General features: G+C 66.5%; 18 protein-coding genes. 14 read left to right on the top strand and 4 right to left on the bottom strand.

All coding sequences use genetic code 11. The annotated features are described in order from the left end of the window. Positions 1-60 precede the first annotated feature (60 nt). Positions 61-981: a LysR family transcriptional regulator gene (locus ASE28_RS00630; protein WP_057263772.1), complete on the bottom strand. Its 921-nt coding sequence runs from the start codon at positions 979-981 to the stop codon at positions 61-63. 119 nt (positions 982-1100) lie between these two features. Between ASE28_RS00630 and ASE28_RS00625 the strand changes: the two genes are divergently transcribed. From ASE28_RS00625 to ASE28_RS00610, 4 genes are all read left to right on the top strand, one after another. Beyond that, positions 1101-2576, top strand: coding sequence for an amidase (locus tag ASE28_RS00625; protein WP_057264321.1), 1476 nt, complete (start codon positions 1101-1103; stop codon positions 2574-2576). A gap of 64 nt (positions 2577-2640) precedes the next feature. Beyond that, positions 2641-3627, top strand: a complete 987-nt coding sequence (locus ASE28_RS00620; RefSeq protein WP_057263771.1) for a tripartite tricarboxylate transporter substrate binding protein — start codon at positions 2641-2643, stop codon at positions 3625-3627. Positions 3628-3757: 130 nt separating this feature from the next. Next, on the top strand, positions 3758-4312 hold the full coding sequence (locus ASE28_RS31750) for a hypothetical protein (RefSeq protein ID WP_157421790.1): 555 nt from the start codon (positions 3758-3760) through the stop codon (positions 4310-4312). 162 nt (positions 4313-4474) lie between these two features. Beyond that, positions 4475-5491 carry a hypothetical protein gene (locus ASE28_RS00610; protein ID WP_057263767.1) on the top strand — a complete coding sequence of 339 codons (1017 nt, stop codon included), beginning with the start codon at positions 4475-4477 and terminating at the stop codon, positions 5489-5491. A gap of 74 nt (positions 5492-5565) precedes the next feature. Here the strand turns inward: ASE28_RS00610 and ASE28_RS00605 are convergent, their stop codons facing one another. Continuing rightward, a complete protein-coding gene (locus ASE28_RS00605) occupies positions 5566-6363 on the bottom strand; it encodes an IclR family transcriptional regulator (protein WP_057263765.1) in 798 nt (265 codons plus the stop codon). A 159-nt stretch (positions 6364-6522) separates the two neighbouring features. Here ASE28_RS00605 and ASE28_RS00600 point away from each other — a divergent pair, with 159 nt between their 5' ends. The 4 genes from ASE28_RS00600 to ASE28_RS00585 are packed head-to-tail and all read left to right on the top strand — an operon-like array spanning position 6523 to position 11816. Then, on the top strand, positions 6523-7521 hold the full coding sequence (locus ASE28_RS00600) for a tripartite tricarboxylate transporter substrate binding protein (protein WP_057263763.1): 999 nt from the start codon (positions 6523-6525) through the stop codon (positions 7519-7521). 17 nt (positions 7522-7538) lie between these two features. Next, a complete protein-coding gene (locus tag ASE28_RS00595) occupies positions 7539-8339 on the top strand; it encodes an enoyl-CoA hydratase/isomerase family protein (RefSeq protein WP_057263761.1) in 801 nt (266 codons plus the stop codon). Positions 8340-8344: 5 nt separating this feature from the next. Further along, on the top strand, positions 8345-10429 hold the full coding sequence (locus ASE28_RS00590) for an acetate--CoA ligase family protein (protein ID WP_057263759.1): 2085 nt from the start codon (positions 8345-8347) through the stop codon (positions 10427-10429). Between the two features lie 58 nt (positions 10430-10487). Continuing rightward, a complete protein-coding gene (locus ASE28_RS00585; RefSeq protein WP_057263757.1) occupies positions 10488-11816 on the top strand; it encodes an MmgE/PrpD family protein in 1329 nt (442 codons plus the stop codon). 75 nt (positions 11817-11891) lie between these two features. Here the strand turns inward: ASE28_RS00585 and ASE28_RS00580 are convergent, their stop codons facing one another. Beyond that, a complete protein-coding gene (locus ASE28_RS00580; RefSeq protein WP_057263755.1) occupies positions 11892-12368 on the bottom strand; it encodes a GyrI-like domain-containing protein in 477 nt (158 codons plus the stop codon). A gap of 236 nt (positions 12369-12604) precedes the next feature. On the opposite strand from ASE28_RS00580, the gene ASE28_RS00575 reads away from it, so the two are divergent. After that, on the top strand, positions 12605-13489 hold the full coding sequence (locus ASE28_RS00575; protein WP_057263753.1) for a LysR family transcriptional regulator: 885 nt from the start codon (positions 12605-12607) through the stop codon (positions 13487-13489). Between the two features lie 23 nt (positions 13490-13512). Here the strand turns inward: ASE28_RS00575 and ASE28_RS00570 are convergent, their stop codons facing one another. Then, the gene (locus ASE28_RS00570; RefSeq protein WP_057201129.1) at positions 13513-13815 is read right to left on the bottom strand and encodes a hypothetical protein; all 303 of its coding nucleotides are present in this window, start codon (positions 13813-13815) and stop codon (positions 13513-13515) included. A 109-nt stretch (positions 13816-13924) separates the two neighbouring features. Here ASE28_RS00570 and ASE28_RS00565 point away from each other — a divergent pair, with 109 nt between their 5' ends. The 5 genes from ASE28_RS00565 (at position 13925) to ASE28_RS00545 (ending at position 18380) form a co-directional block, all read left to right on the top strand. Then, positions 13925-14887 (top strand): GlxA family transcriptional regulator, encoded by a 963-nt coding sequence (locus tag ASE28_RS00565; protein WP_057263752.1) that lies wholly within the window; start codon positions 13925-13927, stop codon positions 14885-14887. A 237-nt stretch (positions 14888-15124) separates the two neighbouring features. After that, positions 15125-15874 (top strand): SDR family NAD(P)-dependent oxidoreductase, encoded by a 750-nt coding sequence (locus ASE28_RS00560; RefSeq protein WP_057263750.1) that lies wholly within the window; start codon positions 15125-15127, stop codon positions 15872-15874. A gap of 158 nt (positions 15875-16032) precedes the next feature. Continuing rightward, a complete protein-coding gene (locus ASE28_RS00555) occupies positions 16033-16671 on the top strand; it encodes a glutathione S-transferase family protein (protein ID WP_057263748.1) in 639 nt (212 codons plus the stop codon). Between the two features lie 276 nt (positions 16672-16947). Then, complete coding sequence (locus tag ASE28_RS00550) at positions 16948-18138, top strand: PLP-dependent aminotransferase family protein (RefSeq protein WP_057263746.1); 1191 nt, start codon at positions 16948-16950, stop codon at positions 18136-18138. Beyond that, complete coding sequence (locus tag ASE28_RS00545; protein WP_057263744.1) at positions 18138-18380, top strand: SlyX family protein; 243 nt, start codon at positions 18138-18140, stop codon at positions 18378-18380. Before ASE28_RS00550 ends, ASE28_RS00545 begins: the two co-directional genes overlap by 1 nt. The last annotated feature ends 83 nt before the right edge of the window (positions 18381-18463 follow it).

The following is an 18463-nucleotide window of genomic DNA, read 5'->3' as shown; positions in this document are numbered from 1 at the left end:
CGTACTGCCTGCGACGCAGCGCCTAGCCAGAACCGCTTCGCTGAGTTTTGTTAGCCGCTCTTAGCCTGCCCGGTGCCCGTCGATCAGCTGCCCGCGCAGGAATTCGAGGAACATGCGCACCCCTGCCGGCAGGGTGCGCCCGCCCAGCGTCTGCACCTCCACCGCGCGGGCGCTCATGCCGGGCTCGCGGATCTGGGCGGCGTGCAGTTCGCCGCGCTGCACGCGGTCGCGCACCGTCACCTCGCCCGATATCGACAGTCCGCCGCCGTGCAGCACGAAGTGCGTCAGCGTCTCGAAGTGGTTGCACACCAGCACCGGTTCGAACACCAGGCCGCGCTGGCTGCAGCCGATGTCGAACAGCTGGCGCACGGTGTTGTCGCGCTCGGGCAGGGCGATGGGGTGGGGGTGCATCTGCGCCAGGGTGATCGATTTGAAGCGCGCCAGGGCATGGTCGGGCCGCATGATGGCGATCACCGGTGAGGCCTCGCGGTGCTGCACGCTGATGTCGCGCTCGGCCGCGCGGCTGTAGGTCAGGCCGATGTCTGCGTCGCCGTGCAGCACCGCCGTGGTCACCGCCGCCGGACTGGCCACGCGCACGTGGAACTGGATGCCCGGGTACTGCGTGCGGAACTGCGCCATCACGCGCGGCAAGAACTCGATGGCAAAGCCGGCGGAGCTGCACAGCCGCACCAGCCCGGTATGCAGCCCCTGCAGCGCCTTGATGTCGGCTACCACGCGGTCGGCCTCCAGCGCGCCGCGCCGCGCATGGGCGGCCAGCATCTCGCCGGCCGCGCTGGGTGCCATGCCGCGCGGGCGCCGGTCGAACAGGGGCACGCCCAACAGATCCTCCAGCGCCGCCACCTGCCGGCTCACCGCCGAGGGCGACACGCTGAGCCGAGTGGCCGCCTCGCTCACCGAGCCGCTGCGCACCACCTCCAGAAAGTAGCGCAGGGCCGTGTCCTGCAGGCGGCTGGAGAGCATGGGTGACCTCTTGTGGTTTGCGCAAAACGCAAGGGTAACCTCAGAAATCGTCGATTGCAGAAAAGCAGCAGCCTGCCTATGCTGACTTCGAAATGACTTATTCGAACGCAGCCGCCACCATGCCCGACTTCTCCAGCCTGCCCGCCACGGGCATCGCCCCCAGCGGCATCGTCGCCCATACGGCCACGGGCCTGTCGCGCGCCATCCATGCCCGCGAGGTCTCGTGCGTGGAAGTGCTCGACGCCTACCTGGCCCAGGTGGACCGCCTGAACCCCGTGGTCAACGCCCTGGTGGCCATGGCCGACCGCGGTGCATTGCACGCCCTGGCGGCCGAGCGCGATGCGCAACTGGCGCGTGGCCAGAGCCTGGGCCCGCTGCACGGCATGCCCCAGGCGCCCAAGGACATCGCGCCCGCTGCGGGCATGGTCACCACGCGCGGCTCCCCCCTCTTCGCCGGCCAGGTCACCACCACCGATGCCGTGGTGTTCGAGCGCATGCGCGCCAGCGGTGCGCTGTTCATCGGCCGCACCAATTCGCCCGAGTTCGGCCTGGGCGGGCACACCTACAACCCGGTGTACGGCACCACGCGCAACGCCTTCGACCCGGCGCGCTCGGCCGGCGGCAGCAGCGGCGGTGCCGGCGTGGCCGTGGCCCTGCACATGCTGCCCGTGGCCGATGGCTCGGACATGATGGGCTCGCTGCGCACGCCGGCCGCGTTCAACAATGTGTATGGCCTGCGCACTTCGCCCGGCCTGGTGCCGCACGGGCCGTCGGAGGAGGTGTTCTTCCAGCAGTTCAGCGTGACCGGGCCCATGGCGCGCAACATCCCCGACCTGGCGCTGCTGCTGTCGGTGCAGGCCGGTTTTGACGAGCGCCTGCCGCTCACGCGCCGCAGCGACGACGTGGCTGCCTTCGGCCAGCCGCTGGAGCGCGACTTCAAGGGCACGCGCATCGGCTGGCTGGGCGACCTGGGCGGCTACCTGCCCACCGACCCAGGCCTGTACTCCACCTGCGAGAAGGCACTGGGCCATTTCCGCACCGTGGGCTGCACGGTGGAGAAGGCCGTGGTTGACTTCGATATGGAGCAGCTGTGGAAGGCCTGGCTCGATCTGCGCAGCTTCAGCGTGGCGGGTGCCAATGCGGCGCTCTACCACGACAGTGCCAAGCGCGCCCAGCTCAAGCCCGAGGCGGTGTGGGAGATACAGCGCGGCCTGGCGCTGACTGCCATGCAGGTCTATGACGCAGCGCGCGTGCGCACGGCCTGGTACCAGGTGCTGCGCGGGCTGTTCACGCGCTTCGACTTCCTGGTGCTGCCCGCGGCCCAGGTGTTCCCTTTCGACGCCAGCCTGGACTGGCCGCACGAAGTGGCCGGGCGCCGCATGGACACCTACCACCGCTGGATGGAAACCGTGGTGCCCGCCACCATGGCCGGCCTGCCCGCGCTGGCGGCGCCCGCGGGCTTTGGCCCCGAGGGCCTGCCGGCCGGCCTGCAGATCATCGGGCCCGCGCAGTCCGACGCGGCCGTGCTGCAGATCGGCCATGCGTACGACCTGGCCAGTGGTTACTCGCGTGTGCGCAGTCCGCTGCTGCGCTGATCGGTTGCCGTCGTTCTTCGCCTCCCCCCATCCCTTCGTCCTGTTGCTCCTGGAGATGTTCCCCATGCCCATGCCGCGCTCCCGTTTCCTGTCGTGTCTTGTGGCCGGTGCAGCCGTGCTGGCGGTGCCCGCCGTAGCGTTGGCGCAGCAGGGCTACCCTGATCGCCCCATCAAGCTCGTCGTGCCCTTTGCACCCGGCGGTGCCACCGACATCCTGGGGCGCCTGCTGGCCACCTCGATGGGCGAGCGCCTGGGCCAGCCCATGGTGGTGGAGAACCGGGCCGGTGCCGGCACTGTGGTTGGGGCCTCCATCGTGGCCAAGGCCCCGGCCGATGGCTATACGCTGCTGCTGGGCGCCAACACCACCTTTACGCTGAACCCCGCCATCCGCAGCAACCTGCCGTACGACCCCGTGCGCAGCTTCACGCAACTGGGCCTGGTGGCCGACATGGGCCTGCTGCTGGTGGCCCACAACGACACGCCCGGCAGCACGCTCAAGGACGTGATCGCCCAGACCCGGGCCGCGCCCGAGAAGTTCTCGTATGGCTCCTACGGCACCGGCTCGTCGGTGCACTTCGGCGGCGAGGTGCTCAAGTCCACCACCGGCGCGAAGATGCTGCACGTGCCCTTCAACGGCAGCGCGCCCAACCTCACCGCGCTGATGGGCGGGCAGGTGCAGTTCGCGGTCGATACGGTGGTGGCATCCACCCCGCTCATCAAGGCCGGCAAGATCAAGCCCATCGTCGCCCTGGGCGCGCAGCGCCTGGCCCTGTTGCCCAGTGTGCCCACCGTGGCAGAAAGCGGCTACCCCGGCTTCGACATGGGCTCGTGGTTCGCTTTCGTCGGGCCCGCCGGCCTGCCCGCGCCCGTGCAGGCCAAACTGGAGAAGGCCCTGGCCGACACCATGGCCTCGGCCGAGTTCAAGAAGAAGCTGGTGGACATCGGGCTCACGCCCTCCTGGTCCAACGGCGACGGCCTGCGCGCCCGCATCGAGCGCGAGCTGCCGGCCATGCGCGCGGTGGCGGCCAGGGCGGATATCCGCAGCGACTGACTAAAAGCGGGCGGATGTTGCTTGACCCGAGTTCCAGAGCACCTGTGAAACCGGTAAGGTCAGGGTGCGCATCGGTGTTGTGATCAAGGGCTGAATCGGTTGCACAATGCGCGCAAACCCCAGATTCTTCATGCAACACATCAGCCTGTCTCTATTTGCTTTTCTGTCCTGCTGCTGGCCTCTGCAGGCACTGGCCTGCATGTGCCCTCTGACAACAGACAAAGAGCGTATCGGCGCGGCCCAGTTGATCTTCGAGGGCAAGGCCGTCAATATCCAGCCAGTGGCTGCATTGCACGCGCCGAGTGACAAAGCCCTGCCCGAGCTCCTGCGAACAACGGGACTTATGCGCGCGACATTCCGTGTGACCAGGCTCTGGAAGGGTGAGCCGGAAGGCCGGGTGGATGTGGACTACGCCGAAGGCAATGGCAGCAACTGTGGCTGGCGGCCCTATGTCGGCGACCTCATGCTTGTGTATGCGCATGGCAGCACGACCAAGGGCTACACCACCAGCGCATGCTCTGCGAGCGGAAACATCAGGGAACTGGCTGCCTACCGGGCCCGGCTCGATGACATCGAGCAGCGCCTGGCGCGCGATGCTGCAGATCCCCAGGCGCTGCGTGAGCGGGAGTCGCTGGAGCGGGAGTATGGCGAACGGGTGGGTGGAGAGCGGCCGGCAGTGCGCTGAAATGTGCTGCTCACCATGGGCCGTTGGGCGCAATTTGCCCCAGTAGCCATGCGTTTGGCGAAGCCTTTTGGCATTTCGTCGCAATGCGATAGAACTCGTGGATGTGTGTGCCTACAGTGCCGTCAAGCCGCTGCCGTAGCGGCCCTTGAAGGAAGACACACCATGATGAAGACACTGTTCCAGACCCTTGCCGCCGCCGCCCTGCTGGGCCTCGCCGGCCAGGCCGGCGCGCAACAAGCCGGTTACCGCACGCTCACCGTCCCGGGTGACGCGCCCATCAGCGTCGCATTGTTCTACCCCACGGCCGCAGTCGCCCGCGCCCTGCCCATGGGCCCCTGGCAGCCCCTGGTTGCACCGGGCGCTCCGGCGGGGCAGGCGCCGCTCAAGGGGCTGGTGCTGATTTCGCACGGCACGGGTGGCTCCGAGGTGGGGCACCACAACCTGGCCACCCGGCTGGCCAGGGATGGCTACCTGGTCGCGGCCCTGCGCCACCCCGGCGACAACTGGCAAGACCGCTCCATGATCACCTCGGGCCACTACTTCGGCGAGCGCCCTCGCCAGGTCAGCCGGGTGCTCGACGCGCTGCTGGCCAGCCCCGAATGGGGTAGCCGAATCCCGGCGGAGCGCATCGGCGCCGTGGGGCATTCGGCCGGGGGCTATACGGTGCTGGCATTGGCCGGGGCCGAGGCCGAACCCGCGCGCGCGGCCCGGCACTGCGCTACCGTCCAGGACGACCCGGGCTTCTGCTCCCTGGCCAAGGGGTCCCCGGCAGGCGCTGCGGTGCCTGCCGCCAGCGGCAAGGGCGTTGCGCCAGACGCCTTGCGCGTCTCGGTGCCCGACCGCCGCATCCGCGCCGTGGTCGCCCTGGCCCCCATGGCCGTGGTGTTCACCCCCGAGAGCTTAGTGGCCATCACCGTGCCGGTGCGCGTCATCGTGGCCGAGCGCGATGTGGTGCTGGTCGGCAAGTACCACGGCGGCCACGTGGTCGCCCACCTGCCCAGGGCCCAGGCCAGCACGGCAGCGGGGGCGGGGCACTTCGCTTTCATGGCGCAGCCGTCCATGCCGCTACCGTCCGATGCGGGCGATGCCGCCGCCAACCCGCCGGGCTTCGACCGCGTGGCCTACCAGCCGCAGCTGGAGAACCAGGTGGCGGAGTTCTTTGCGCAGCAGTGGCGGTGAGAGGCATCGCCGCTACGGCAAAACGCACTGCGGTCTGCGCAGGCTCCTTTGGTGAACGCTGACGCCCGGTATCCTCACTCCAGGCGCCGAAGTGCGTCTCCGATCTTTTCGGCCAGCGCTTTGAGGGGCGCGCTGAGTTCGGCTTCCATCTCCAGCGCGCTTTGCGGGGTGGTGACACTCATGTTGAGCACGTAGATGGAGCCGCTGGGCGTGACGATGGGGATCGCGAGGGCGACCACCTCGGGTTGCCAGGAGGCGGTGCAGTAGCCCTTTTCGCCGAACTGCTGCACCGCCGCGAGGATCTCTTCGCGCAACGCCTTCCAGCCAGACAGACGCTGCTGACCCAGCCTGGCCATCAGCCCGCGCCGCTGCGCTTCGGAGATCGCGCACAGATACGCGCGCCCCAGGGATGTGAGTTCAATGGGCACGCGCTGGCCCGCCACCACGCTTCGCAGCGATACCTTCCTGTTGTAGCGGATGGACTCCAGATACACCATCTCCTCGCGGTCCGCCACGGCCAGCCCCACGTTGACGCGCAGCTTCTCCGCCGCAGTGCGCATCAACGGCGCCGCGATCTGCAGCACCGGTGAGCCCGATCGCATGGCGTGCGCAAAGCTCAGTACCGGGGCCGCAAGCCGATAGGCGCGCCGCGCGCCGTCATGCTCCAGCAGACCGCACTGCACCAGGGTCTGCGCCAGTCTGCTGACGGTGGCCCGCGACAGCCCCGTGCGCTCCGCCAACTCGCCGTTTCCCAGCAGATCAGCGCCTGGCCGGAACGCCCGCAGGAGCTCCACCCCACGCTCCAGCGACCGGTTCAAGGTGGGCTCCTCATGGTTCTTGCGTCTTGCGGCACTGCTGGAAGGTGGGGTCATGGTGGTCTTTGTCGAGGGTATTCATTTCCAACCAGTGGAATGAAGGGGGTGCACTGGAGAAGGCGTTCTCTTACTCTAACCCTGTGAGTGAGGCGGTCGATCATGCCGCTCCCTGAGGCCACTTGACGTGGGTCAAATCCCTATAAATGGAGACAAAAAATGCACCAATCCCTGCTTTCTGCGCGTTCGCGCATCGCTTTGGTCATCGCGACCGCAGCGGTCTTGAACGGCTTGAACGCCGCTCCTGCCAACGCGGCGTTCCCAGACAAACCCGTGCGCATCATCGTGCCATTTGCGCCAGGTGGCGGTACGGACCTGGTCGCTCGCTCCATGACGGTGGTCATGGGCCAGGAGCTGGGCCAGCCGGTGATCATCGACAACAAGCCCGGCGCTGGAACCCTCATCGGAACCGATGCGGCAGCCAAGAGCGCGCCTGACGGCTACACCATGGTGATGGCGACCGTGGCGCATGTGGTCAATCCCAGCATTCAGCCCAAGCTGCCCTACAACCACGACAAGGACTTCGCACCCGTGATGCTGGTGGGTGTATCACCCAATGTGCTGGTCGTGCGGGCCAGCAGTCCGTACAAATCCGTGAAGGACGTCATCGCCGCCGCCAAGGCGGACCCAGGCAAGCTTTCCTTTGCGTCGCAGGGGGCGGGCACATCGGCCCATCTGGCCGGTGAATTGTTCAAGAACCTCACTGCAACGAACCTGATCCATGTGCCCTATCGCGGAGCGGGACCCGCCCTCACCGACTTGCTGGGCGGCCAAGTGGATGTGATGTTTGCCACAGCGGCAGCCGTGGGAACCATGGTTGACAAGGGGCAACTGCGAGCCTTGGCGGTGACGACGGCGGCACGCTCCAACTCACATGTCCTGTTGAAGGTGCCGACCGTCGCGGAGAGCGGCGTTCCGGGGTACGTGGCCGACAGCTGGTACGGCCTTTTCGCCCCTGCAGGAACACCTCCCGATGTGATCGAAAAGCTCAACGCCGCAGCCAGGAAGGCGGTCTTCACCGATGCCTTCCGCAAGAAGATGGAAGCCGAAGGGCTCATCGTCAAGGGCAGCTCACCCCAGGAATTCGACACCTACGCCAAGGGCGAAGAGGCCCGCTGGCGCAAGGTCGTCAAGGACAACAAGATCACCAATGACTAGCCTTTCGAAAGCAGAAAATGACCACAGAGCTCATTGAACTCAACGTTACCCATGGCATCGCCACGCTCACGCTGAACCGCCCTGACAAGCGCAATGCGATGAGCGACGATATGCGCACCGAGTTCATCGCGGCGCTGGAGCATGTCAGCGCCGAAAAATCGATACGGGCGCTGGTGCTCACCGGCAACGGCAAGGGATTCTGTGCGGGCGGTGACATCTCCGGCATGGAGCGCCGCATGAACGCCCCCACCGGGGAAATCGCCTTCAACGGCTGGCACCGCCAGCAGCGCGTGCACCACACGCAGACCCTGCTGCACACCATGCCCAAGCCCACCATCGCCGCAGTGAACGGCGCGGCGTCCGGGCTGGGCGCCGACACGGCGCTGGCATGCGATTTCATCATCGCCAATGAATGGGCGAATTTCTCCTGGTCCTACATCCACCGCGGCATCATTCCCGATGGCGGAGGCATGTACTTCCTGCCCCGCCGCGTCGGGCTGCCCAAGGCCAAGGAGCTGATCTTCACGGGCCGCAAGGTCGATGTGGACGAGGCGCTGGCCATGGGCATCGTGGACCGAAAGACCTCGGCGCAGACGCTGGTGGTCGATGCGCAGGCCTGGGCAGCCGAGCTCAGCCAGGGTTCGGCCACCGCACTGGCGCTGGGCAAGGCGATCCTGGACCAAACCTTCGAGATGTCGGCACAGCAGGTGTTCGCACAAGGCAGCCAGGCACAAGGCATCTGCTACACGAGCACCGAGCACCGCGATGCGGTGATGGCCTTTTTGGCAAAGGCTTCGGCAACTGCCAGCAAGGAGTAACACCCATGAACGCCATTTCCCGCCTCCTCCAGCCCCGCAGCGTGGCCATCATTGGCGCATCCGCCGATGCCGCCAAGACCGCAGGCCGCCCCGTGTCCTATCTGCTCAAGCACGGCTTTGCCGGCGAAATCTACCCGGTCAACCCCAAGGTGGACCGGATCGGCGACCTGGTCTGCTACCCGGACATCGCTTCGCTGCCTGCGGTGCCTGACGTCGGTATCGTCCTGCTGGGCGCGGAGCGGGCGCACCTGGCCGTGCGGGACCTCGCAGCCCGGGGCACTGCCGCGGTCATCGTCCTGGCCAGCGGCTATACCGAAACCGGCGAGGAGGGCGCACGCCGGCAGCAGCAACTGATCGAGGCCGCAGGCGATATGCGCATTCTGGGCCCCAACACCATCGGTCTCGTCAATTTGACCGACTCCATCGTGCTGTCGGCCACCGGTGCGCTGGAGATGGCGCATTTCCCGGTGGGCGGCATTGGCGTCGTGTCGCAAAGCGGCGGCATCCTGGGTGCACTGCTGTCGCGCGCAGCGGCGCGTGGCGTGGGCTTGTCCAAATTGATCTCCACCAGCAACGAGGTGGACCTGGAACTGGCCGACTTCATCGACCACCTGGCCGATGACGAGGCCACCAAGGTCATTGCCCTGTATGTGGAGACCGTGCGCGACCCTGCCAAGTTTCGCAGCGCCTGCCTCAAGGCCGCGCGCGCCGGCAAGCCGGTGGTGGCGTTCAAGATCGGCCGCTCCGAAGCCGGTGCGAAGGCGGCTGTTTCGCACACCGGTGCGCTGGCTGGCGCCGACCGCATGTACGACGCGCTGTTCAAGCAGGTCGGCGTGATCCGCGCGCACACCTTCAGCGACCTGCTGGACATTCCGGCCGCGCTGGCCACCGGCCGCAAGCTGCATGGCAAGCGCGTCGCCATCCTGACCTCCACTGGCGGCGCCGGCACGCTGGTGTCCGACGATCTGGGCATGGCCGGCTTCGACACCCCCGCACCCGACGCCGCCACGGCCGAGGCCCTGCGTGCGCTGCAGACCGGTGACCATGCCGTGCTGGACCGCAACCCCATCGACGTGACGCTGGCCGGCCTCCAACCCGACCTGCTGCGCGGGGCCATCAATGTGCTGCTCAAGAGCCCAAGTTACGACGCGCTGACCATCATCGTGGGCTCTTCCAGCCTGGCCATGCCCGAGCTGCTGGCCAGTGCCATAGGGGACTGCCTGCCCCATTCCGACAAGCCGGTGATTGCTTACGTCAGTCCGCATGCGCCCGAAGTGGGAGCGCTGCTCACGCAGCGTGGCGTGCCTGCTTTCGCGGCGGCGGAGAGCTGCACGGCGGCCCTGCACGCCATGTTCCAGGTGGCGCAGTTGCAACCGCAGGTCGAGTGCAGCGAGCCAGCTGCGCTGGTGGCTGTGCAAGATCTGCCGACCGGCGCTCTGGACGAATACCAGGCCAAGCAGCTGTTCACACGCTTCGGCGTGCCCTGTGCGGGCGAACGCATCGTCGCCTCTCCCGCCGAGGCCGAAGCTGCAGCGCGTGAACTGGGTGGCCGCGTGGTGCTGAAGATTCTCTCGGCCGAGATCACGCACAAGAGCGACGTGGGCGGTGTGGCGGTGAACCTGACGGCCGAGACCATCGGTGCGCGCCTCGGCGCCATGGCGTCGGAAGTCGAGACCAAGGCCGGCGTGCTGCCCAAGCGCTTCCTCGTCCAGGAGATGGTCGGTGGCGGCACCGAGCTGATCCTGGGCATGCACCGTGACGCACTGGGTACGGCCATCTTGCTGGGCATGGGGGGTGTCACGGCCGAGCTGTTCAAGGACACGACCATGCGCCTGCTGCCACCCAACGGCTGGCTGTCGCGCGCTGATGCGCTGGCCATGGCGCAGGAGCTCAAGACCTGGCCGCTGCTGGATGGCTTTCGTGGCCGGCCGCTGGCCGACGTCGATGCACTGGTCACCGCCATCGTGGCCTTCTCGCAGATGGCGGCCCAGCTCGGCGAGCGCCTGGTCGAAGCCGAGATCAACCCGGTGTTCGTGCTTCCCCAGGGCCAGGGAGTTCGCGCGGCCGACGGTGTGGTGGTGCTGGCCTGATGGCTGCGAAGCGGGCACGAAGTGCTTGAGAATTTGTCCCCCTGTCTGGAAACCTGAAATGCACGCTACAGAAATCTTTGCCCGGTATGCCACCGAGTTCCAGCGACAACCGCTGTCCGGCGAGGTGATCCACCACGCCAAGCGTGCCGTGATCGATTGGTACGCCTCCCTGTTCCCGGGGCTGAACACACCGCCCGTCGCGATCCTGGAGCAGACCCTTGTGGACGACCTCGACCGGGGGCGCGCTTTCCTGGGGGGCGGGCGTGCGAGCACCGCGCGCACCGCCGCACTCATCAACGGCGCTGCGGCGCATGCGGCCGAGGTGGACGACAGTTTTCGCGATGCGATGTACCACCCGGGCGCCGCCACCATTGCGGCCGCATTGGCTGCGGGGCAGGACCTTGGCGTCTCGGGTCTCGATTTTCTGCGCGGGGTGGTGCTCGGCTACGAGGTGTCTACCCGTATCGGCGTGGTGATGGGCCGGCCCCACTACCAGTTCTGGCACAGCACCGGTACCGTCGGCAGCTTTGGCGCAGCGGCCGCGGTGGGCGGGCTCATGCGGCTGGATGGGCCTGCGTTTGCCCACGCGCTGGCAACCGCCGCGACCTTTGCCGCCGGGCTTCAGCAGGCGTTCCGCATGGACTCGATGTCCAAGCCCCTGCACGCAGGGCGCGCGGCCGAGGCGGGCTTGCTTGCCGCGCAGCTGGCCTCGCGCGGCCTGACCGGATCGCTCGACGTGCTGGACGGGGAAACCGGTCTGGGCCAGGCCATGAGCAATGGTCCCGATTGGTCCCAGGTCGGCGCAACGCTGGGACAGGACTTTCACATCACCCGCCTGACGTTCAAGAACCACATCGGGTGCGGCCACACGTTTGCAGCCATCGATGGCGCGCTGGAACTGCGGCAGCGTCACCAGCTCCAGGCCGACCAGATCAAGAGCGTGCGGGTGGCGACCTACCGTCCCGCCCTCGACATCGCCTGCTACACCCATCCGACCACGGCCAACGAAGCACGGTTCAGCCTGAGCTACGTGGTGGCCACTGCGCTATCGCATGGCAGCGTTCGTCTGGCGGCCTACGACCCAAACCGCCTGGACGACCCCGCTACCCGCGCGCTGATGGAGCGCATAACCGTCGAGGTGGATCCGATGCTCGATGCCGCCTTTCCGGGCCAGCGGTCTGCGCGCATCGACATCGAGACGGTGGATGGGCGCCAGCTCTCGCACTTTCAGCCCAACCGCAAAGGCGACCCGGAGCAGGCCCTCACGGACGCTGAGCTGGACGGCAAATTTCTGGAGTTGGCAGAACCTGTCATCGGGCAGGCGCGGTCCCAGTCGCTGCTGGCCAGGCTTTGGGTGCTGGACGCAAGCGCAACCCTTGCGCTGTGATGGCTGGCGCGCCCTGGCATTTCGATGGGTCCGCGCAGGCTCATCTGTTCCGAAGCCACAGGCGTTAGGGGTGGGTCAGGCTGCGCGCCTCACTGCCACATAAAGCCAGCATGCGAAGACTCCGGTCTCTGGGGCCATCGCAAAGTCCTCGTCATAGACCTCGATGGCCGGGCGCGCATCCAGCACCCATCCCTCGGGGATCTGCCCCGGGGCGCCCATGCTGGCCCAGGCCGCACCGATCTCGGCGCTCGTGCCTTCGAAGCGCTTGCACGCATAGTCGCCGCCCGGAAAATCCTGCACCTGCGCATCCGTCCCCGTGCGCAGGCCCACACCCACCTGTACGCAGGCGTCGTAACGGCATTGCTCGGGCGGCGTGCAGGCGGGGTTGTCCAGGCTGATGCCGTAAAACTTGGGGCGTGGCTCGCTCAGGCGGTGCTCGGCGCACCACTGGCCAAAGCGCTCCCATAGCTGGCCCAGGGCGGGGCCGTAGGGGCCGGTGTGGCGCATGCAGGCCAGGCGCATTTTGGGTAGTTGGCGGATTTCGAGGGGCATGGTCAGTGTCTCCGTTGTCTGGGTTGGCGGTATGCGGCATGCGCTGTTGGCTCCGGACCTATTTTGCCCACAGACGCCCGCTGGATTCCTTTTGGCGCGTGCACGTGGCATCGGCGCGCGCGGCCCCTCCGAGCCCCGGCTCGTGTGAGAGGGCGGCGCGGCACAGAGTGTGAGGGGGCGGATTCAACGGCGAAGCGCGACAGCTGGTATCGTCAAGCCAAGCACCGGACCCTCGCATGAACGACAAACTGCTGGCCCTTCGACTTTTCGCGCGCGTTGCGCGCACGGGAAGCTTCTCCGCCGCAGCGCGGGAGCTCGACCTGTCGCAGCCGTCGGTCTCACGCATCATCGCGGCACTGGAAAAGGACGTGGGCGGAGCTTTGGTCACCCGAACGACGCGGGCCGTCACGCTCACCGACGTCGGCAGCGACTATCTGGCACGTGTGGAAACGATCCTGGCGGCGCTTGAAGAGGCCGACCATGTGGCGCGGGGATCGCTGGAATTGCGTGGGTCGCTGCGTGTCGCCATGCCCTCGAGCTTTGGCGTGCGCGAAATCGTTCCTGTGATGCCGGGATTTCTCGCGCGCCATCCTGCACTGAACGTCAGCTTGTTGATGAGCGACCAACGGCAAGACACCATCAAGGAAGGCGTTGATGTCGCACTTCGCCTCGGCGTGTTGGCAGACTCGAGCGCAACCGCGCGCCTGATGGGCCGAACGCAGCGGATCGTTGCGGCATCGCCCACCTACCTGAAGGCAAACGGCACGCCCAAGGCACCAGCAGACTTGGCTGCGCATGCGGTGATCGTAGGGCCTGCAGGAACGAGCGCCGGCACGTGGTCCTTTGAGAGGGAGGGCCAGAGCGTATCCGTGCGCATCCACAGTCGTCTGAACGTGTCCGCCAACGAAGCGGCGGTCGCCGCCGCTGTGGCAGGCATCGGTGTAGTGACGACAGCCCTGTGGGGCTGTCGTGCCGAACTGGCCAACGGTTCGCTGATTCAGGTGCTGTCGGATTGGCGCATGGGCGATGTCGAAGTCCACGGCATGTTCACGCCAGGACGACCGCCCAAGCCCTCGGCACGCGCGCTGGTCGAATACCTGATCGCGGAACTTCGTCGGTAGGAGCGTGCGCGGTGCCCCGCTTGTCAGCCGGGCAGCTTCGCCGCCAGCAGGTCGATCTTCTCGATGCTCGGTGGCGTGCTGAGCAGGGCCTCGGCGTTGGCCATCAACGCAGCGGCAATGGGGCCGCTCAGGTGGGCCTGGCGGCCCTCCTCATCGGCAAAAGTGTCAAAGACGCCAAACGTGGAGGGGCCGAACCGCAACGCGAACCAGGTGGTGGTCTGCAACTCGGCGTTGGCAAGTGGCAGGGCGCCGGCAAGGAAAGCGGCAACGGCTGCCTCCTGGCCTGGCTTGGCCTCGAGGCGGACGAACAGGGCAAATTTGGACATGGAGTGATCCTCTGGTCGAACAGGTGAATGAGGTTGCGAGCCGTGAGTTTCCCCGTGATCGCTGTAGTCAGCGAGTGGCAAGAACGCCAACATCATTATCATTATTGCCATGCGCCTCCACATTCTCGTTCTTGATGGTGTGTTCGACCTGGGCCTGGCGGCGCTTGCCGACACGTTCGGCACGGCCAACCAGTTGGCGGGGTCGCTCGCGCAGGTGCCTGGGCCTGTTGAAGTGACGCTGGTGGGCGTTCGGCGACGCGTGCGCACCGCGCAGGGGCTCACGGTGCCGGTCGTGCCTGTGAGCCAGGTGATGGCGCCTGATGTGGTGCTCGTGCCCGCGCTCGGCGCCAAGATGCCGGACGTGCTTGCGGCGCGCCTCGCGCAAGCAGACGTTGCCGACGCCATCCTTGCCTTGCAGCGGTGGTCGAACGCCGGTGCTATGGCGGGTGCGGCATGCACCGGCACATTTGTACTGGCCGAGAGCGCATTGCTCAATGGCCACCGCGCCACGACGTCGTGGTGGCTGGCGCCGATGTTTCGGCAGCGTTATGCGCAGGTCGCGCTCGACGAATCCAGCATGCTCGTGAAGTCCTCCGGATTCATCACGGCCGGCGCAGCCCTCGCTCATCTCGACCTTGCGCTGAGCATCGTCCGCAGTCGCAGCCCTGCGCTGGCAACGCTGGCGGCGCGCTACCTGCTGATCGAGGCGCGCGGCTCGCAAGCCGAGTTCGTCATCCCGGACCACCTGTCCCACGCAGACCCCGTCGTCGAGCGTTTCGAGGGCTGGGCCAGGCAGCAATTGGCACGGGGTTTCTCACTCGACGAGGCGGCCATCGCAGTTGGCGCCAGCAAACGCACGTTGTCGCGGCGCCTGCACAGTGTCTTGGGAAAGACGCCGCTGTCGTACTTCCAGGACCTGCGTGTCGAACGTGCGGTGCATCTGCTGCGCACGGGCAGCGAGAGCATCGACCAGATCGCCGCGCAGATCGGTTACGCCGATGGTGTCAGCTTGCGCGTCCTGTTGCGGCGCAAGCTGGGCCGCGGCGTGCGGGAGTTGCGCACGCGTGCCTGATGAGGCCGAACGCGCTCCATCGCTGAAGGTCAAGGGGAGCAAATGCGGGGGCCTGGCTTGCTCGGTCAGGTTCGACTCCTCGTCCAGCGCCCTGAGATCTTCGTCCCGATTCGTGGGGCGAGCGATCCATCTGGCGAATAAGTCTTAGTTGCCTGCGCACCTATTCACGCGTGCCTCGATCATCGACAGTTTGTCCAGGCGCCAAGGTGGCGCCGTCAACCCAAAGGACAGAAATCCATGACTACTCTCAACGGCAAGGTTGCCATCGTCACCGGCGCCTCCAAGGGCATCGGCGCCGGAATCGCCAGGCTTTTCGCCCAATCCGGCGCTTCGGTCGTCGTGAACTACTCGACCAGCAAGGACGCAGCGGATGCTCTGGTCGCCGAGATCAAGGGTGCCGGCGGCAAGGCCGTCGCCATCCAGGCCGACTTCTCGAAGACCGCTGACATCAAGCGGCTTTTCGAAGAATCGAAGCGCGCCTTCGGCACGCTCGACGTCCTCGTGAACAATGCTGGCGTCTACGCGTTCGGCCCTCTCGAAACCGCAACGGAGCAGGAATTCCATCGCGAGTTCACCACCAACGTGCTCGGCGTCATCACCGCGACGCAGGAAGCGGCCAGGTACTTCGGGCCGAATGGCGGCAGCATCATCAACATCAGCTCCATCGCCAGTGTCGGCTTCATGCCCAACTCGGTGATCTACGCTGCGAGCAAGAGCGCGGTCGACGCCATCACGCGCGTGACCGCGATGGAGCTCGCGCCGAAGAATATCCGCGTCAACACCCTGGCGCCGGGTGGCACTATCACCGAAGGCATCGCAGCGCTGGGCTGGTCGGAGGAGACGGTCAAGGCCATTGTCGCAACGATCCCGTTCGGTCGTCCGGGCAAGCCGCAAGACATCGCCCGCGTGGCGCTGTTCCTGGCCTCCGATGATTCGGCCTGGGTGACCGGCGAGCGGATCACCGCCTCCGGCGGCCAGCGCGCCTGACCGGCCCGGCCGGATCAGAGGCCGCCAAGCAAAAGGTGCCGACGCTCGACCCTGGGTCGAATCCTGCGCCTTTGCGCGCGAGTTTGCATGTTGGCCGCGCCCATTCAAGAAGATCCCGAGCGCTCCACAGCGCCTCTCCCGTTTATTCGAAGGTTTCCATGTACAAGGTCTACGCATTCGCCACGCCCAACAGCATCAAGGTTCTCATCGGTCTTGAAGAATTGAACCTCGGGTACGAGCTGATCGGTGTCAACGTCCGCAAGGGTGAGCAGAAGGCCGCCGACCACCTCGCTCGCAACCCCAACGGCAAGGTGCCGGTCCTGGTCGACGACGAACGTCCGGCAAGCGACGATACCTTGACCGAATCTGCGGCCATCCTGGTCTATCTCGCCGAACGCCACGGCAAGCTGCTTGCGACGACGGGCATGGCCCGGGCACGCGTGTTCGAGCAACTGTTCTTCCATGCATCGGGGATTGCGCCGGCATTCGGCCAGGCGGGGTTCTTTCAGAAGAACGCCAGCGAGCAACTGCCGTTGGCAATCGACAGGTTCCAGAGCGAGGCGAATCGAACGGTCGCGCTGCTCGACCAGGTGTTGGCCCGCCACCCATACGTCGCAGGAGACGACTACACCATTGCCGATATTGCGCACTTCGGATGGATGTGGCGGCGCACGTTCGCCAACGTCACCTTCGATGGCCTGCCCAACCTTGCACGGTGGTTCGACGCGGTGGCTGCGCGGCCGGCCGTTCAGCGCGCCATCCAGCGGGCCGAGGCATTGGTGCCGCCGCAGCCTTGATCTTTGCGCCAGGCGACCCCCATTCCCCAAGGTCGAACACCAAAGCGGCTTGCTTCACCGCCCAGGGGGTTCACGCCATGAACTGGACCTGCATCCCATGTTGACGTGCCACTTGCTGCAACGGCGTCGTTGTTGTCGTCGTCGGCGTGGCAGCATGTTTGCCTGCCGAGGCCGCCTGGATTTTCCTCCATACCGGCCAAGCCGCAGGAAACCTGCACGCCAATTGGCGACAATGGGGGACTCACTACCCATTGTTGTCCACCGGGATCCCACTCCATGCAATTCGCCGACCGCCTGAACAATGTAGAAACCTCTGCCATCCGCGAGCTCTTCAAGCTCCTGGGCAAGCCCGGCATCATCAGCTTTGCCGGTGGTTTCCCCGACAGCGCCATGTTCGACGTGGAAGGCATCCGCGCGGCCAGCAACCAGGCGCTGACGGACGAGCCCGGTGCGGCGCTGCAGTACGGCGCCACCGAAGGCTACCAGCCCCTGCGCGAACAGCTCGCCGCCTTCATGGCGAGCAAGGGCGCCAAAGACCTGGCGCCCGAGAACCTGATCGTCACCACCGGCAGCCAGCAGGCGCTGGACCTGCTGGGCAAGACCCTCATCAGCCCCGGCGACAAGGTCATCGTCGAAGGCCCGACCTTCCTGGCCACCATCCAGTGCTTTCGCCTGTACGGCGCCGAGCTGATCAGCGCGCCCATCGACGAGAACGGGGTGAAGACCGATGAGCTCGAAAAGCTCATCGCCGAGCACCAACCCAAGTTCGTCTACCTGATTCCCACCTTCGGCAACCCCAGCGGCGTGATGCTGAGCCTGGAGCGCCGCAAACAGGTGCTGGAGATGGCCGTGAAGCACCAGACCCTGATCGTCGAGGACGACCCCTACGGCGACCTGTACTTCGGCGAAGCGCCGCCACCGAGCCTGCTCAACCTGTCGGCCACGGTGCCCGGAAGCCGCGAGCTGCTGGCGCACTGCGGCTCCATGAGCAAGGTGCTCTCGCCTGGCCTGCGCGTGGGCTGGATGATCGCCCCCGCCGAACTGCTGGCCAAGGCCACCATGTGCAAGCAGTTCAGCGACGCCCACACCAGTACCTTCGCCCAGGCCACCGCTGCCCAGTACCTCAAGGCCGGCCGCATGCCTGCCACCCTGGCCAAGGTGCGCAAGGTGTATGCCGAACGCGCCCAAGCCATGGGCGATGCGCTGCGCAAGGAGCTGGGCGACGCCATCGAATTCGTGCAGCCCCAGGGTGGCCTGTTCGTGTGGGCCCGCCTCACGGGTGCGGGCGGCAAGGTGGCGGACGGCAACGTGCTGGCCAAGCGTGCGATCGAAAAGGGTGTGGCCTTCGTGCCGGGCACGCCGTTCTACTGCGCCAACCCCGACAACGCCACCTTGCGCCTGTCGTTTGCGACGGCCGATGTGGAGAAGATCCGCGAAGGCGTGGCGCGCCTGGGTCAGGCCCTCTGATGGAGTCGGCCTCGGGCCCGGGCGCTGACCATCAGCGCATCATCGAGCGGCTGGAGAGCCTGGAGATCAAGGCCAGCTTCACCGAGGATCTTCTGGACCAACTCAACATGACGATCTTTCGCCAGCAGGAGCTGATTGACCGGCTCACGCAGGAGGTGATTCAGCTGCGCCAGCAGCCGCCGGATGGCGGTGGGGGCGGGGCTCCGCGCAATCTGCGGGATGAGTTGCCGCCGCATTACTGAGGTTGCTGTGGTGTTGATCTGAGTTGCGTTGAGGACCGGGGTCTGCGTGGTGGCTTGTTGGTTGGTTTGGGGTTCTGTTTATT

The organism is Acidovorax sp. Root219, assembly GCF_001428665.1.
Lineage (GTDB): Bacteria > Pseudomonadota > Gammaproteobacteria > Burkholderiales > Burkholderiaceae_C > Acidovorax.
This window is presented reverse-complemented; position numbering and strand designations above follow the sequence as displayed.

Coding starts and splice junctions, on each gene's coding strand:
- ASE28_RS00630 (WP_057263772.1), bottom strand. CDS start 981: ATGCTCTCCAGCCGCCTGCAGGACACGGCCCTGCGCTACTTTCTGGAG.
- ASE28_RS00625 (WP_057264321.1), top strand. CDS start 1,101: ATGCCCGACTTCTCCAGCCTGCCCGCCACGGGCATCGCCCCCAGCGGC.
- ASE28_RS00620 (WP_057263771.1), top strand. CDS start 2,641: ATGCCCATGCCGCGCTCCCGTTTCCTGTCGTGTCTTGTGGCCGGTGCA.
- ASE28_RS31750 (WP_157421790.1), top strand. CDS start 3,758: ATGCAACACATCAGCCTGTCTCTATTTGCTTTTCTGTCCTGCTGCTGG.
- ASE28_RS00610 (WP_057263767.1), top strand. CDS start 4,475: ATGATGAAGACACTGTTCCAGACCCTTGCCGCCGCCGCCCTGCTGGGC.
- ASE28_RS00605 (WP_057263765.1), bottom strand. CDS start 6,363: ATGACCCCACCTTCCAGCAGTGCCGCAAGACGCAAGAACCATGAGGAG.
- ASE28_RS00600 (WP_057263763.1), top strand. CDS start 6,523: ATGCACCAATCCCTGCTTTCTGCGCGTTCGCGCATCGCTTTGGTCATC.
- ASE28_RS00595 (WP_057263761.1), top strand. CDS start 7,539: ATGACCACAGAGCTCATTGAACTCAACGTTACCCATGGCATCGCCACG.
- ASE28_RS00590 (WP_057263759.1), top strand. CDS start 8,345: ATGAACGCCATTTCCCGCCTCCTCCAGCCCCGCAGCGTGGCCATCATT.
- ASE28_RS00585 (WP_057263757.1), top strand. CDS start 10,488: ATGCACGCTACAGAAATCTTTGCCCGGTATGCCACCGAGTTCCAGCGA.
- ASE28_RS00580 (WP_057263755.1), bottom strand. CDS start 12,368: ATGCCCCTCGAAATCCGCCAACTACCCAAAATGCGCCTGGCCTGCATG.
- ASE28_RS00575 (WP_057263753.1), top strand. CDS start 12,605: ATGAACGACAAACTGCTGGCCCTTCGACTTTTCGCGCGCGTTGCGCGC.
- ASE28_RS00570 (WP_057201129.1), bottom strand. CDS start 13,815: ATGTCCAAATTTGCCCTGTTCGTCCGCCTCGAGGCCAAGCCAGGCCAG.
- ASE28_RS00565 (WP_057263752.1), top strand. CDS start 13,925: ATGCGCCTCCACATTCTCGTTCTTGATGGTGTGTTCGACCTGGGCCTG.
- ASE28_RS00560 (WP_057263750.1), top strand. CDS start 15,125: ATGACTACTCTCAACGGCAAGGTTGCCATCGTCACCGGCGCCTCCAAG.
- ASE28_RS00555 (WP_057263748.1), top strand. CDS start 16,033: ATGTACAAGGTCTACGCATTCGCCACGCCCAACAGCATCAAGGTTCTC.
- ASE28_RS00550 (WP_057263746.1), top strand. CDS start 16,948: ATGCAATTCGCCGACCGCCTGAACAATGTAGAAACCTCTGCCATCCGC.
- ASE28_RS00545 (WP_057263744.1), top strand. CDS start 18,138: ATGGAGTCGGCCTCGGGCCCGGGCGCTGACCATCAGCGCATCATCGAG.